Origin of the sequence: Phytohabitans kaempferiae, from assembly GCF_042433955.1 — a bacterium.
Lineage (GTDB): Bacteria > Actinomycetota > Actinomycetes > Mycobacteriales > Micromonosporaceae > Phytohabitans > Phytohabitans kaempferiae.
Window position 1 is genome coordinate 1 of the sequence record NZ_JBHLUH010000082.1, and the last position, 13,928, is coordinate 13,928.

Consider the following 13,928-nt stretch of genomic DNA (forward strand, 5'->3'; position numbering starts at 1 on the left):
CGCCGATTCGGGCGTCGAGGCCGCCGGCGGGACCATCCCCGCGTGCGCGGGGAGCACGGATCCGGATCCTGGCCGTGATCGCTGCGGTGCGGACCATCCCCGCGTGCGCGGGGAGCACCCCTCACCGAGCTCCTGGTGCCTCGACAGCGCCGGACCATCCCCGCGTGCGCGGGGAGCACGGTCCTGGACGGGGAGCCGTACAAGTTGCAGACCGGACCATCCCCGCGTGCGCGGGGAGCACGGATAGCCAGGCCACGGCTCATCCGACAACGCCGGACCATCCCCGCGTGCGCGGGGAGCACCTCGGCGCGGGCCCCGACGCCTGCCGGTACTCCGGACCATCCCCGCGTGCGCGGGGAGCACATCGACGACCGCTCCGCTCGGATCGCCGACCTGGGACCATCCCCGCGTGCGCGGGGAGCACATCCGCGCCTGGTGGCGCATGAAGCACCTACCGGGACCATCCCCGCGTGCGCGGGGAGCACCTGGCCTCGGGTTTCTGGGTGGGGGTTGGTTCGGGACCATCCCCGCGTGCGCGGGGAGCACGTCGCGGTGGCTGCCGCGACAAGGGCCGAACTCGGACCATCCCCGCGTGCGCGGGGAGCACACCGCCGGGCCGTACGCGGGCATGGGCAACACGGGACCATCCCCGCGTGCGCGGGGAGCACGTCTACATTGGACAGCGGGCCGTGTCGTACAGGGGACCATCCCCGCGTGCGCGGGGAGCACACATCGGAGAGCACCTTGCCCTCAGTGACCATCGGACCATCCCCGCGTGCGCGGGGAGCACTTCAGCCAGGACCTGCAGGGGCTGCTGGCCGGGGGACCATCCCCGCGTGCGCGGGGAGCACGACCTCGCGACGGAGCTGGTTACCAATGGCAGCGGACCATCCCCGCGTGCGCGGGGAGCACGGTTCCTCATGGCTGGTCTCTTCGCGTGACTGTGGACCATCCCCGCGTGCGCGGGGAGCACCCCCCTTCGGGGGATCTGGGGGCCTTCGGCCCCGGACCATCCCCGCGTGCGCGGGGAGCACGAGCGCCACCCCGGACTCTTGGGTGATCTTCAGGGACCATCCCCGCGTGCGCGGGGAGCACGGCCGAACGCCGGCCGGCTTCCGACGTCACATGGGACCATCCCCGCGTGCGCGGGGAGCACGCCACCACGGCGGGGAACGCGGCGGCGGTCACCGGACCATCCCCGCGTGCGCGGGGAGCACTTGGAGTTGAGCCCCCGGATGTTCGTGATGGGGGGACCATCCCCGCGTGCGCGGGGAGCACATCCCCGTGGCCACCGGCCTGGCCGCCGGCACGGGACCATCCCCGCGTGCGCGGGGAGCACTGCCCGAACGGTTCGCCGGCGTGCGGACCGTACGGACCATCCCCGCGTGCGCGGGGAGCACCGCAGATCGCCGAGGGCCGGGGCCGTGTCCCGGGGACCATCCCCGCGTGCGCGGGGAGCACGATAGAACCGACCACGATGAGCCACAGCCACATGGACCATCCCCGCGTGCGCGGGGAGCACGCGCAGCTCGCCATGGTCGGTGTCGGCGTCGCAGGACCATCCCCGCGTGCGCGGGGAGCACGACGCCAAGGCCGGCGATGAGTTCAAGGGCCAGGGACCATCCCCGCGTGCGCGGGGAGCACCGCACCCGGCCAACCGCACCCTTGGGCAGCGCCGGACCATCCCCGCGTGCGCGGGGAGCACACCTGCCACCAACCGGGGTCGGCTGGCGAGAACGGACCATCCCCGCGTGCGCGGGGAGCACTAAATCGTGCCGTCGATGGTCGACACCAGCCAGGGACCATCCCCGCGTGCGCGGGGAGCACCACTTCCAGTTGATCGAGCCCACAACAGGCCCCGGACCATCCCCGCGTGCGCGGGGAGCACGCAACCTGGTACGCCGTGGCGCCGGGCACCGCGGGACCATCCCCGCGTGCGCGGGGAGCACCAAGTCGGCTCCACCCTCGCCGTTGACGACGCCGGACCATCCCCGCGTGCGCGGGGAGCACGGTCGGGGAGAACGACCGGCACTGATCCCACGGGGACCATCCCCGCGTGCGCGGGGAGCACAGCTCGGCGCGCGGCGGCCCGGCCTGCGTCCAGGGACCATCCCCGCGTGCGCGGGGAGCACGCCGAAGCCGAAGTCGTCCGCGCGCCTTATGAGGGACCATCCCCGCGTGCGCGGGGAGCACCGCTCCTCGCGGTGGGTCGGGTGGAGGGTCAGAGGACCATCCCCGCGTGCGCGGGGAGCACAACAACCGGGAGACGTAATGGCGTACCTGGCAAGGACCATCCCCGCGTGCGCGGGGAGCACACGATGACCACCCGGAGGACGGGGTCGATCACGGGACCATCCCCGCGTGCGCGGGGAGCACTCATTGTTCGCCATCGGGTGCTCCCCGGGGTGCGGACCATCCCCGCGTGCGCGGGGAGCACACAACGTCGTGTTCTTCTACTCCGCTGTAGTCAGGACCATCCCCGCGTGCGCGGGGAGCACTTCCCGATAGGTGAGATCTTCTTTGGGATGCGGGGACCATCCCCGCGTGCGCGGGGAGCACGCCGAGGAGATCTCCCTGATCCTTGACGATCAGGGACCATCCCCGCGTGCGCGGGGAGCACATCCTCGGCCGCCTCAGCGGCCATCTCAGCGAGGGACCATCCCCGCGTGCGCGGGGAGCACGTCGCTGCGCTTGAGGGTGAGCTTGGCGAGGTCGGACCATCCCCGCGTGCGCGGGGAGCACGGCGAGCCGGAGGCCGGAGCGACACACGCCCTGGGACCATCCCCGCGTGCGCGGGGAGCACGTGACGGCGGTGAAGCTCGAGGTACCGGCCGCCGGACCATCCCCGCGTGCGCGGGGAGCACACTTATTGACCTGGGGGTTTGTGAGGTGTTCAGCAGATTTTCATTCACTTTGTTTGGCGGGCTCTTCTGTCCGGCAGAAGTTTAGCGTCCGGTCTCGTCGGTGGTTGGCGGGTCAGCGTGACCGAGCCGGTTCTTCATGATGTGCTGCGGCACGCCCGCGTCCGCCCCCGCCGGATTCCTACCGCTGTCCGTCACAACTGGAGCCCTCTCATCGCTTCACCTGGAGACCGGCCGCGAAGGCGCCGCGGCTGCCGAGGTAGCCGGTGATCCGATCCTGGGCACCGGTGTAAATGGCGCGTCGGCGGTCGACCCTGGGCGTGTGCTCGATGACCCGGGCCAAGTCGAGGACGCGGATGGTTGGTCGGAGGGAGAGCCAGATCGGGATTGCCTCGGCGCGGGTAGCGACCCACCGCCGGTTGGGCTGCTCGGTAAACGTGAATTTCGCGAGGATGCCCTCGCGGTTGTCGTCGTTCGGGAAGTCGTGGCGGGCGAGAGTGTTCCCCGTACCGTAGGCGATCCATTTGTCACCGATCCGCTCCATGGGCTGTACGACGTGCGCGTGGTGGCCGATGATCAGGTCGATGTTCGGATCCGCGATGAGCTGTTTGGCCCAGGACAGTTGTTCGCCGTTGACGGTGTGCACCTTCTCCGTGCCCCAGTGAGCGGAGAGCACCACGATCTGCGCCCCGGCCTTGCGGGTGACCGCGGCGGCGGCGCGGATCGCATCGACGTCGATCCGGTTGGCCAGCCATGCCTTGCCGACCGGCGGCTCCAGGCCGTTGAAGTGCATCGCCCAGGACAGGTGACCGATCTTGACGCCCTGTACCTGGTAGATCGTCGGCTTGGCGCGCTCCGCAGCGCTCCGGAAGGTGCCGGTGTGGCGTAGACCGACCGCGTCGAGGGCGTCAAGGTTGTCGTACACGCCTTGCTCGCCCTGATCCAGCGCGTGATTGCTGGCTGTGGAGCAGGTGTCATAGCCGGCGGCCTTGACCGCGGCGGCCAGGTCGACGGGAGCGTTGAACCGCGGAAAGTCCTTGGGCTCGCCGGGCCCCATCGGGGCCTCCATGTGGCAGATAGCCAGGTCCGCCGACTCGACGGCAGGACGGATCGAGGCGAACATCGGGTCGAAGTCGTAACCGGTGCGGCCCGCCGCCTCGGCGTCGGCCCGTGCCTGCCGCCAGGTCGGCGGGTGCACGAGGATGTCACCAGAGCCGAGGATGCTGACTTGGCGCGGCATGCCCGCCAGCGGTTGCGCGACAGTCGCAGCGGGGTGCGCGGATAGTCGCTCGCGGATAACGTCACCGCGCAGCGCCCACACGCCGGCCGGGGCGGCGACCAGCGCGGTGACGAGCAGGACGCGGATGGATGATGCGCGCATGCCGGGCATGCCCTTCCTAGAGGCGGATGACGCGGCGCAGCCGCTTGCCGAAGTAGCCAGAGTCGATAACGCCGTCGCCGCGCACGTCGCCGATGGTGGGCCCGTCAACCGTGCCGCGAGACGAAATGAACCGCATGCCTCCGTCGGCGTCGTCGCCGACGTAGATACCGGAGTGCGTGATCAGGGCCGCGTCGTCGTCGTCCAAGGCGAAGAAGACGAGGTCCCCGGGTTGCATGGCGGACAGGTCCGTCGGCGAGCGGCTGGGGCTGGGGGCGGCGGCGATCACCACCGATCGGGCGTACGCCGCCATGCTCGCCGCGGTGCGCGGCAGGCCATCGACGGTCGTGGTGGCGGTCTGGCTGAACAAGGGGATCCCGAACCGGTAGCCGTAGATCAGTCTGACAAAGCCGGAGCAGTCGAGGTCACGGACCCACCGGCCCGACGGTTTGACACTGCCGCCATCTGGGAAGTGCCACGGGATCGCGAGGTAGTCATAGAAGTCAGCACCGTCCCGTTCGTCGCGGCTGTGCACGTACCCGAAGCCAGCGTCGCCGGCGTACCGCACCCCTTGTTCGTCGCGGAGGTCGGGCGCGTCAGGCAGGTACTGCATCGCGGCGGCGAGCACGTCCACCGGGAGATCGTCGCGGCGAAGCTCGGCGAGCAGCCACTGGGCCAAGGATTCCGGGATCTGCGGACCGGGCGGCCACGCCTGCGGGGCCACCTGCACCCAGGTCGTCGATTCGACCACCGCGGCGGTGGTCGACGGTTCCGCGAATCGGCGGCGAGGACCCGCGAACGTGACCGTCCGCGCGCCGACGGTCAGTGTCGCCACCACGGCCTGGTCCGCGCGCCGACGGACCTGCATACGGGCCGGGCCGGCCATGTCGAGCAGTTCATACTCCTTTGCCAAGCGCTCGGCGGCGGGCCCACCGACCGGACGGTTGGCAGGAGCGGCGGTGCGCCACGCCGGATCGGTATCGTCCGATGTGGATCGGACGGCGTCGACCGTCGCCAAGCCCAGGCCGACGGCGGCCACGGCGACCATGGCTACCAATCCCAGGCGGACCAGCTTCACAGGGAGATCACCAAGAGGGCCGTCGCGCCAGTACCGCAGGTGACCACGGCGGTGGCGGCGAGAGTCTGCAACGCACGTGGCCGTACGAGCTGGAAGCCCATCAGCCCGGGTACCAGGAAGGACAGCGTGTCGCCGCCGAACAGGAACGGGTACTTCGCGTGCAGTGCCATGAACGCGGCGAGCGAAAGCGACGACGAAACCAGCATCGTTACCGCGAACAGCCGCTTGCCGTACAAGATTGTGACGTGCTTGAGCACCTTGATCAGCCCAACAGTCACGATCGCCACTGTGGTGACGGTGGCCAGGCTCCGCACATCCTCGATGGCGGTCAACACGATGCAGCCGGGCACCATCAGGCCAGCCGGCGCGACGTTGGTGATCAGGTATCCGACTAGTCCGAACAGCAGCCCGGCGGCGACGATGACGGCGCTGAGCTCGGAGGACAGGTCGAACGTTGCCATGAGGGCGACCTCCTGTTCATTCAAGAAAGCATGGGCCGCCGGCCGATGGTGTGCAGGATCGCGGGGTGCGCACCCCGAAGGACGGCGGCGGCGAGGTCATCGCGGGACAAGACAACGGTGGCGTCCGGGTCGATGGGAGGTGCGGCAGCCACGCTGTCGGCCCGGTACAGGGATTCGAGCTCGCAGGTCAGCTCGTCGAACGAGGCTGCGGCGGTGGCGGCCACGGTGACCTGGTGCAACGCCGCGAGCAGTTCCTCGCCGCGGCCGTGGATATTGCCGATCATGAGTAGCGAGATGTCTGTGTCTCCGGGGGCCATCGCCTCGACGATCGCGTCGCGCAGTTGCGGGCCGGTGCGGTGCTCCCCCTCAAGATCGACGACGCGGTCGCGCCACGCCTCGGGCACGTGGTACAGCGCGCTGCGGGTCGGCGAGCCGATCAGGAAGACCCGGTGCGGGTCGATCCGCGGGATGATCGCGCCCATCTGGCCGTTGCGCTCCACTCGGTCCGGCCGGCAGTTGATCGCCACGCAGACGCGCCTGCCGATCATCTGCCGCTGGCGCAGCAGGTCCACATTCATCAGCGTCGACACAGGGTCGTTGGCGGCGAACAGGTTGACCGCCGCGAACCGGCGCCCGTGGTGCACGCACGCATCGACGCGAACCATGCCCGGGTCGGGGACGGCGCGGTACATGCCAGCCAGTGCGGTGGCCCGGTCGACGCCGCACAGCTGCGCGACCGCCAGGGCGATCGCGACGTTCTCCTTGAAGGTGATCCACCGAAACGGGGCCATTTCGGCGTCGCTGACGGATTCCGGCTCGACCGCGATCAGCGCGCACTGGCGGCGCATGGCCTCTTCCCGCAGGATGTGCAGTCGCTCCCGTTCGGCGCTGATCACCACGCCGCCGCGGGGCATCGACCGGCTCAGCGACCGGGCGACGCCGTCGAGGGTGGGTCCCATCTCTTCAAGGTGGTCCTCCCGCACATTGGTGATCACGACGATCCCGGCGTCAACCAGCTGCTCCTGATTGACCTGCTGCAGTTCCGGCTGGACCGCCATGCACTCGACGACGAGGGTGGCGGCGCCGGCGTGTACCGCCCGCCGCACCACGGCGACCTGCTCGATCACGTTGGCGGCACCGCGACTGCGGCGTATCGGCACCTCCCGTCCTCCGGGGTAGATGAACCTCGCCGCCGTGCCGGTTGTCTTGGCCGCGACGACGCGGCAAGGGTCCGCACGCAACGCGCCGGCGATCAGCCGGGTCACCGATGATTTGCCGCGAATGCCGTTCACGACAACGCGGGTCGGTATCCGCGCGAGCTGCCGCCGGTGCCGGGCCCGTTCCACCACCAGGTAGCCCAGCAGGACAACCAACGCAAGCCCGAGCCCACCGACCGAAACGGCGACCTGAGTCCTCAACACGATCGGCGCCGGCAGCTACCAGTCGACCTGCCATGGCTTGGCATCGAGGCTGGGCCGGCGCCCGGCTGGGCGACGATCCCGGCCTCGGCCAATACCAGCTCAGCGTTACCGCTGATCGTGTTCAGGGTGTCCGCGACGGCGACCACGGCGCGCGCCGGGCCCGCCGCGGCACACGCCAAGGACCCACGCCCCGGCCTGCCCGCCACTCTGTTCCGTGCCATATCCGCCCTTCCCCGCAACAACTCCACCGATAGGGCAAAACACAGCCAGAGCTGATTCAACCGGCATCGTGATGTGAGCTGCGAGAAATCTCCGACGTTCCCCCGATAGCGTGGAGACCAGACCGAAACGTCCCGATTCGTACGCTCACCGACATGGCGGAAACCCCGGCGAGTCAAGTTGGTCCAACAGCGACACGAGATGGCCGCTTCGCCGGAGGCCGGACCGCCACGAGCGTCGTGCCCGCACCTGCGCCGTTGATGTTCGGGAGAGTGCACCGAGGACTCGGCGTCGGCTGATCAGCCGACGCCGGGTCCGGAGCACGGCTCGGCAGGATTGACCACGTCCTGGCCCGGCCGAATGTGCCGCTAGTTGTACGGGTTGTCGTAGAACGCGCTCCTGGTGATGTCCTTGGCGGTCGAGTAGTCGAAGTGGATGCCGGCGAAGCTGACCGTGATGCTCGGGATGACCCCGCCGTACGCGTAGGCGCCGCTGATCACTCCGGACAGGCCGTGGCCGCCGCCGCAGGACTCCGGACGGCGGGTGTTGTCGCTGGGCGAGAACCACTGGTGGGTAACGCCATTGATCAAGATTCTGACGTTCGGGTTCACGTAGCTCGACTGGCGACACATGATCAACGACAGCAGGTACTGCGAGTTGCCGCTGTCGAACTGAAGTGTCCCGACCAGCCGGCCCACCAGGAACTCGGCGCCGGTGCTGGTGTAGCTACGGAGTTGAAGGTCCACGGCGTACGGAGAACTCCACGCCGCCTGCGCCGGTGCCGCCGCCAGCGTGGTCGCCAGAACCGTCGCGGCGAAGGCGGTGGTGAGGAATCCGAGGAGGCGACGAGGTAATCCACTGATCGATGGCATGGATGGACTCCTTATATCGACAAACTTGAACGCCTGCCAGACTTCCCCATGCCGCTGGATGATCACTGGAAATCGACTGGACCCCGCCGATCGCGTGCCGCGAAGAAACCACCGCCGGGGCCCGCGCCGTCAAGAGACCGCCGGAACCGGCGATCCGTCACGCAAGCTCGTGGCGCCTCGCCGCACGGCGGCTGACCTCCACACAGCGAACATCAGCCGTTCACGGCCACGGCTTCCAGCGCCGGTCGCCGGATCGCCCGCCACCCGGAGCCCAGGTTGGCCGCCAGCGCGACCACCATCAGCACGGCGATCACGACGAGGTAGACCCCCGGACCGATGTCGGGCACCGCGTCGCCGGTCAGGGCGATGCTGTACGGGATCACGCCGGCCAGTGCCGCGACCGTACCGAAGACCAGACCGGTCACGACCGTGACGACCGTCTCGAACCCGAGCATCCGCATCACCTGCGGCGGTGTCGCGCCGATCAGCCGCTGCTGGCCGAACTCGCGACCCCGGTACATCGTGGTCGCCAGCGTCACGTTGATCAGCACCACCGCGGCGAAGACCGCGATCATCCCGACGATCACGAGGTTGAGCGTCTCCACGCCCTTCTCGTCGGCTGACTGCACCACGCTCGCGTTGTTCTGCACGCTCTGCAGGTACAGCGATCCGGCCACCACCCCGACGAACAGGATGATCGGCATCAGCACGCCGGCCGACTGGCTGGCCCGCTGCCGGATGTTGACACCGGCGAGGTAGCCACTGCTGCCCGACACCGCGCGCACCACCGGGCCGAGCACCGGCGCCATCAAGCGCATGAGCAGCGGCCCGAGGAAGGCGAAACCGATCGAGGTACTGATGCACGCCTGGCCCGCCACGGCCTCGGTGACGAAGCCCTCGTCCGCCAGCAACGTGGCGGTCAGCACCGCGCAGTTGGTGCCCGACAGCAGAAACAGGGCGCCGGCGATGAGACGGCCCTTGCCGAGTTTGCGGCTGTCGGTCGACGCCGACGTGAGCGCGTCCTTGGTGCTCAGTCCCGCCGCCCGGCGGGCGGTGACGAATGTGGCGATCGCGGCGGCGACGAACGTGTTGCCGATGCCGAGGCCGAGCGCGGCCGCCCCGAACCGGTAGTCGATGCCGGCGCCCACCCGGTCCGCCGACGCGAGCAGCGACAGCAGCCCACGGCCGGCCAGGTACCCGGCTGGGATGGCGAGCACCGACGCCACCGCGGTGACGACCGCGGTCTCCCCGATGATCAGGAGGCCGATCTGGGCCGGCGTGGCACCGGCCGACTTCAGCAGCGCGATCTCGGTCGCCCGCTGACGTACCGAAAGGTTCATCGTCACGGCGACGCCGAAGGCGGCGATGAGGATCCCCCAGCCACCCACGACGTACGTCATGTTGGTCAGGCCCTCCCGATCACCGTCCGGTACGCCCGGCGCGTTGCCGGTGTCGTACATGGCCGCGAAGGCCATCAGCAGGGTGGCGCCGAGGAAGACGTTGATGAAGCTGGCCACAAAACCGCTGGCGCGGAACCGTAGCGAGCTGAGGGCCAGTCGGAACATCCTCACGCCTCCGCCATCGTCTCGCGCTCGACGACGTCGTCGCCGAGCCGGGTCATCCGCTCGGCCACCGCCGCGGCCGTCGGGGTGGGCATCTCTCCCACGATCCGGCCGTCGGCGAGGAACAGCACCAGGTCGGCCTGCGCGGCCGCCACCGGGTCGTGGGTCACCATCACCACGGTCTGCCCGAAGGCGTACACCGCCTCGTCGAGCAGGGTCAGGATCTCGCGCGCGGTGGCGGTGTCCAGCGCGCCGGTCGGCTCGTCGGCGAAGACGATCTCCGGCGCGGTGACCAGCGCGCGGGCGATCGCGACCCGCTGCTGCTCGCCGCCGGACAACTCGGACGGCTGGTGGTCGAGGCGGTCGGCGAGACCGATCCGTTCGAGGACCGTGGTGTAGCGCTCCTGGTCGACCGCCTTGCCGGACAGCCGGGCCGGCAGCAGCACGTTCTGCCGTACGGTGAGCGTGGGCATCAGGTTGTACTGCTGGAAGATGAACCCGATCCGGCCGCGCCGGAACTTGGTCACCTTGGACTCGCGTCCGTACGGCAGTTCGGCGCCACCAATGTAGACCTTGCCCCGGGTCGGCTGGTCCAGCCCGGAGGCGCAGTGCAGCAGCGTACTCTTGCCGGAGCCGGACGGACCCATGATCGCGGTGAACGTGCCGGGCGCCAGCGCCAGGCTCACCTCGTTCAGCGCGATCACCGGCGTTCGGGACGACTCGTAGATCCTGGTGACAGCCTCCAGCCGCAACGCGTCGGCCGTGGCCACGCCGCCTGAAGTGCTACCTCGACTCATCGTCATCTCCCTGTGTGAACCGGCCGAACTGCCGCTGTCAATATGCCGTGATAGACCCGGCCGTGCACGGGTGCCAGGCTCCGGTACGACGGTAGGGAAAACACCACCGTGATACGCGGTCCCGCACCACTGACGGACACGGCTCGGACTGACCAGTGTGGAGGGACCACGACCAGCGGTCGCGGCCGGGCCCGGGAGGAACCGATGGAGCGTGACGTCTGGCAGTACGTTCGGCGGGCGGTGCGGATCTGTGTGCACGGGATGGTGCTCGCCGTCACGGCGTGGCTGAGCATCCCGCTGCTCGTGGTGACCATCGTGTCGATCGCCCTGATACCCGTCGGCGTCGGCGCACTCGCCGCACCGGCGGCTCTGCTGGCCGTGCGCGGGCTGGCCAACCAGCAGCGGCGCTGGGCCGAGGAGTGGTCCGGCATCGCGATCGCGACTCCCTACCGGGTCCGGCCAGGCGAGGCCGACCCGGGCTCGACCGGGCTGCCGCACCACTACCGGTGGCTCTTCGGCGACCCGGCCACCTGGCGCGACCTGTTGTGGCTGGCGATCAACATCCCGATCGGGGCGCTGCTGGGGCTGCTGCCGGTGGCGCTGATCGTCGACGGGGTGGCCGGCGTCTTCCTGTCGCCCATGGTGCTCCTGCTGTCCTCCACCGACCGGCTGTTCTGGGCGCTGGCGCTGCCCGGCGGCGCGGCGCTGGCACTGCTCGGTGTCGCCACTGGCCCTCAGATCCTGCAGGCTCACGCCGTATTCAGCCGGTCTCTGCTCGCGCCTTCCGGGCATGCGCCGACCGCGCGGGTCGACCAGCTCGCCGAGGCGCGCTCTCAGGCGGCCGAACCGCGCCGGATCGAAAGCGACCTGGTCCGCGGTATCCATCCGCCGGTGCTCGCCGAGCACGGCCTCGAGGCCGCCGTGCGGGCGGTCGTGCTGACGCTGCCGGTCCCGGTCGACCTGAACGTGCGGCTGCCCGGCCGGCTGCCGCTCCCGGTGGAGTCGGCCGCGTACTTCGCGATCACCGAGGCGTTGGCCAACATCGTCAAGCACAGTGCCGCCAGCCATGCCTGGGTCGAGCTGTGGCATGACGATCACGCCCTGGCCATGATCGTCAGCGACAACGGCGTCGGCGGTGCCGATCCCGCCGCCGGCAGCGGGTTGCGCGGCGTCGAGCAGCGGCTGGCGGCGTTCGATGGAATGATCACCGTCGCCAGCCCGATCTGCGGGCCAACCGTGGTGAGCATGCGGCTGCCGTGCGGGTTGTCATCGGTGAAAACCTCGCCCTTCTCCGGGTAGGGATGACCGGTTTCACCGCCTGCCGCATCGAGGTGGCCAAGGCCGCCGGCATGGGCCGGCCCGGCGCCCGCACGAAGGGCGGTGTCGGGGCGGGATCGACCTACTCCCCCAAGCTCGATCCGTACCCGGAAAGGGCGCCGACCGCCGGGTGCGTGTACCTCACACCCGAGCGGCGGCGGCTACCTGTCTCAGCCGGTGGCGCGGCGGCGGAACATGCGGGCGGCGACCGGCACGGACACCAGCAGGATCATGGACCACCAAAGCACCGCGAGCCAGCCCGCGTTCCCGATCGGGCTGCCGGCGAGCAGGCCGCGGATCGTGTCGACGACCGGGCTCACCGGCTGGTTCTCCACGACCGCGCGCAGCCCTGCCGGCATCGTGTTGGTGGGCACCAGTGCGCTGCTCACGTACGGAACGAAGACCAGGATCATGCCCAGCCCGTTGCCGCCCTCGACGGTCTTGGCCCAGACGCCGAGGATCACCGCGACCCAGCTGCACGCGGTGACGAACAGCAGCAGCAGCCCGAGCGCGGCCAGCCACTCCACCGGTGTGGCGTTGGGCCGGAACCCGACCGCCAGCCCGGCGATGATGAGCACGAGCGCCGAGGTGAGGTTGCGCAGCACGGCGGTGACCACGTGCGCGACCAGCACCGCCCACGGCAGCACCGGCATCGATCTGAACCGCTCGACGATGCCGTTGCGCAGGTCGTCGGTCACTCCGATCACGGTCGACGTCAGGTTGAACCCGACGCTGATCGCGATCAGGCCGGCGACCACATAGTTGATGTACGTCTGGTTGTCCGTCATGATCGCGCCACCGAGCAGGTAGCGGAAGATCAGCAGCGTGGCGATCGGGATCGAGAAGGTCTGGATCCACTGTTCCGGACTGCGCAGCGTGTGGGTCAGACTGCGGCGGACCAGGGTCCGGCAGTCGCTCACGATCAGGGCGAGCGATGAGCGTCGCACGACCGGCGGCGCGCCGGCGCTTCGTACGGGCAGCGTCTGCGTCATTGCCGTTCTCCAACTTTCTGACCGGTCAGGGCGAGGAACACGTCATCCAGGCTGGGCTGGCGCAGGGCCAAACCGCGCACGTCGAGGCCGGCGTCGGCGAGTTGGTTGAGCATGTGGCGCACCTGTGCCGGCCCGTCGACGGACACACTCACGGCCGGGGTGTCCAATTGGATTCCGCCCACGATCTCCTGCGCGCGCTGGGTGTCGTCCTCGGTGCTGAAGGCGAACTCCAGCCGCTCGGTGCCGACGGTGCGCTTCAACTCGGCGGCCGTGCCGTCGGCAACCACCCGGCCGCCGTCGATGACGACGACCCGGTCGGCCAGATGGTCGGCCTCCTCGAGGTTCTGGGTGGTGAGCAGGATGGTGGTCCCGCCGACGAGCAGCTTCTTAATGATCTCCCACATCGCGAGCCGGCTACGCGGGTCCAGCCCGGTCGTGGGCTCGTCGAGGTAGAGCACGGCCGGCGAGGTGATCAAGCTGACCGCGAGGTCGAGCCGGCGGCGCATGCCCCCGGAGTACGTGCGGACCTGCCGGTCGGCGGCCTCGTCGAGGTCGAACTGCTGCAGCAGTTCGGTCGCCCGCTGGCGGGCCGCGGCCGGGTCCAGGTGGAACAGTCGGGCCATCATCACCAGGTTTTCCCGTCCGGTGAGGATGCCGTCGACCGAAGTGTCCTGTCCGGTCAGCCCGATCAGCTCGCGCACCCGACCGGGTTCGCGCACGACGTCGAAGCCCTCGACGACCGCGGTGCCGCTGGACGGGGTCACCAGGGTGCTCAGGATGCGTACCGTGGTGGTCTTTCCGGCGCCGTTGGGGCCGAGCAGGGCGAGCAGCGTGCCGCGTGCCACCTGCAGGTCGACGCCGCGCAGCGCATGCACCTCGCCGTAGGTCTTGGTCAGCCCTCGTATCTCGATCGCATGTCTCGGGTCCATTGTGGTGCGAGCCTCTCTTCGTGATGACCGTCGCGCGGACG

The 13,928-nt window shown here is 69.8% G+C and carries 10 protein-coding genes and 1 CRISPR repeat array; of the genes, 1 reads left to right on the plus strand and 9 read right to left on the minus strand.

The window, feature by feature from the left end:
• Positions 1-29: 29 nt before the first annotated feature.
• Positions 30-2,864: a CRISPR direct-repeat array (repeat unit 28 nt; unit sequence GGACCATCCCCGCGTGCGCGGGGAGCAC).
• A gap of 208 nt (positions 2,865-3,072) precedes the next feature.
• The 7 genes from ACFFIA_RS37785 to ACFFIA_RS37815 form a co-directional block, all read right to left on the minus strand.
• The gene (locus ACFFIA_RS37785; RefSeq protein ID WP_377260898.1) at positions 3,073-4,242 is read right to left on the minus strand and encodes a CapA family protein; all 1,170 of its coding nucleotides are present in this window, start codon (positions 4,240-4,242) and stop codon (positions 3,073-3,075) included.
• Between the two features lie 16 nt (positions 4,243-4,258).
• Positions 4,259-5,317, minus strand: a complete 1,059-nt coding sequence (locus ACFFIA_RS37790) for a C40 family peptidase (RefSeq protein ID WP_377260900.1) — start codon at positions 5,315-5,317, stop codon at positions 4,259-4,261.
• Positions 5,314-5,778 carry a poly-gamma-glutamate biosynthesis protein PgsC/CapC gene (locus ACFFIA_RS37795; protein WP_377260902.1) on the minus strand — a complete coding sequence of 155 codons (465 nt, stop codon included), beginning with the start codon at positions 5,776-5,778 and terminating at the stop codon, positions 5,314-5,316. Before ACFFIA_RS37795 ends, ACFFIA_RS37790 begins: the two co-directional genes overlap by 4 nt.
• Before the next feature lie 20 nt (positions 5,779-5,798).
• Positions 5,799-7,199, minus strand: coding sequence for a poly-gamma-glutamate synthase PgsB (pgsB, locus tag ACFFIA_RS37800; RefSeq protein ID WP_377260905.1), 1,401 nt, complete (start codon positions 7,197-7,199; stop codon positions 5,799-5,801).
• A gap of 587 nt (positions 7,200-7,786) precedes the next feature.
• Positions 7,787-8,290: a hypothetical protein gene (locus ACFFIA_RS37805; RefSeq protein WP_377260907.1), complete on the minus strand. Its 504-nt coding sequence runs from the start codon at positions 8,288-8,290 to the stop codon at positions 7,787-7,789.
• A 212-nt stretch (positions 8,291-8,502) separates the two neighbouring features.
• Positions 8,503-9,855 (minus strand): ABC transporter permease, encoded by a 1,353-nt coding sequence (locus tag ACFFIA_RS37810; protein ID WP_377260923.1) that lies wholly within the window; start codon positions 9,853-9,855, stop codon positions 8,503-8,505.
• Between the two features lie 2 nt (positions 9,856-9,857).
• Positions 9,858-10,649: an ABC transporter ATP-binding protein gene (locus ACFFIA_RS37815; protein ID WP_377260909.1), complete on the minus strand. Its 792-nt coding sequence runs from the start codon at positions 10,647-10,649 to the stop codon at positions 9,858-9,860.
• Between the two features lie 204 nt (positions 10,650-10,853).
• On the opposite strand from ACFFIA_RS37815, the gene ACFFIA_RS37820 reads away from it, so the two are divergent.
• On the plus strand, positions 10,854-11,948 hold the full coding sequence (locus tag ACFFIA_RS37820) for a sensor histidine kinase (RefSeq protein WP_377260911.1): 1,095 nt from the start codon (positions 10,854-10,856) through the stop codon (positions 11,946-11,948).
• Positions 11,949-12,136: 188 nt separating this feature from the next.
• Here the strand turns inward: ACFFIA_RS37820 and ACFFIA_RS37825 are convergent, their stop codons facing one another.
• Positions 12,137-12,958, minus strand: coding sequence for an ABC transporter permease (locus ACFFIA_RS37825; RefSeq protein ID WP_377260913.1), 822 nt, complete (start codon positions 12,956-12,958; stop codon positions 12,137-12,139).
• Entirely contained in the window at positions 12,955-13,887 is a 933-nt protein-coding gene (locus ACFFIA_RS37830; RefSeq protein WP_377260915.1) for an ATP-binding cassette domain-containing protein, read from the minus strand. The genes ACFFIA_RS37825 and ACFFIA_RS37830 overlap by 4 nt, the downstream gene beginning before the upstream one ends.
• Between the last annotated feature and the right edge of the window lie 41 nt (positions 13,888-13,928).

What these genes read in the sequence shown, in the direction of transcription:
- ACFFIA_RS37785 (WP_377260898.1), bottom strand. Translation starts at nt 4,242, where the DNA reads ATGCGCGCATCATCCATCCGCGTCCTGCTCGTCACCGCGCTGGTCGCC.
- ACFFIA_RS37795 (WP_377260902.1), bottom strand. Translation starts at nt 5,778, where the DNA reads ATGGCAACGTTCGACCTGTCCTCCGAGCTCAGCGCCGTCATCGTCGCC.
- ACFFIA_RS37805 (WP_377260907.1), bottom strand. Translation starts at nt 8,290, where the DNA reads ATGCCATCGATCAGTGGATTACCTCGTCGCCTCCTCGGATTCCTCACC.
- ACFFIA_RS37810 (WP_377260923.1), bottom strand. Translation starts at nt 9,855, where the DNA reads ATGTTCCGACTGGCCCTCAGCTCGCTACGGTTCCGCGCCAGCGGTTTT.
- ACFFIA_RS37815 (WP_377260909.1), bottom strand. Translation starts at nt 10,649, where the DNA reads ATGAGTCGAGGTAGCACTTCAGGCGGCGTGGCCACGGCCGACGCGTTG.
- ACFFIA_RS37820 (WP_377260911.1), top strand. Translation starts at nt 10,854, where the DNA reads ATGGAGCGTGACGTCTGGCAGTACGTTCGGCGGGCGGTGCGGATCTGT.
- ACFFIA_RS37825 (WP_377260913.1), bottom strand. Translation starts at nt 12,958, where the DNA reads ATGACGCAGACGCTGCCCGTACGAAGCGCCGGCGCGCCGCCGGTCGTG.
- ACFFIA_RS37830 (WP_377260915.1), bottom strand. Translation starts at nt 13,887, where the DNA reads ATGGACCCGAGACATGCGATCGAGATACGAGGGCTGACCAAGACCTAC.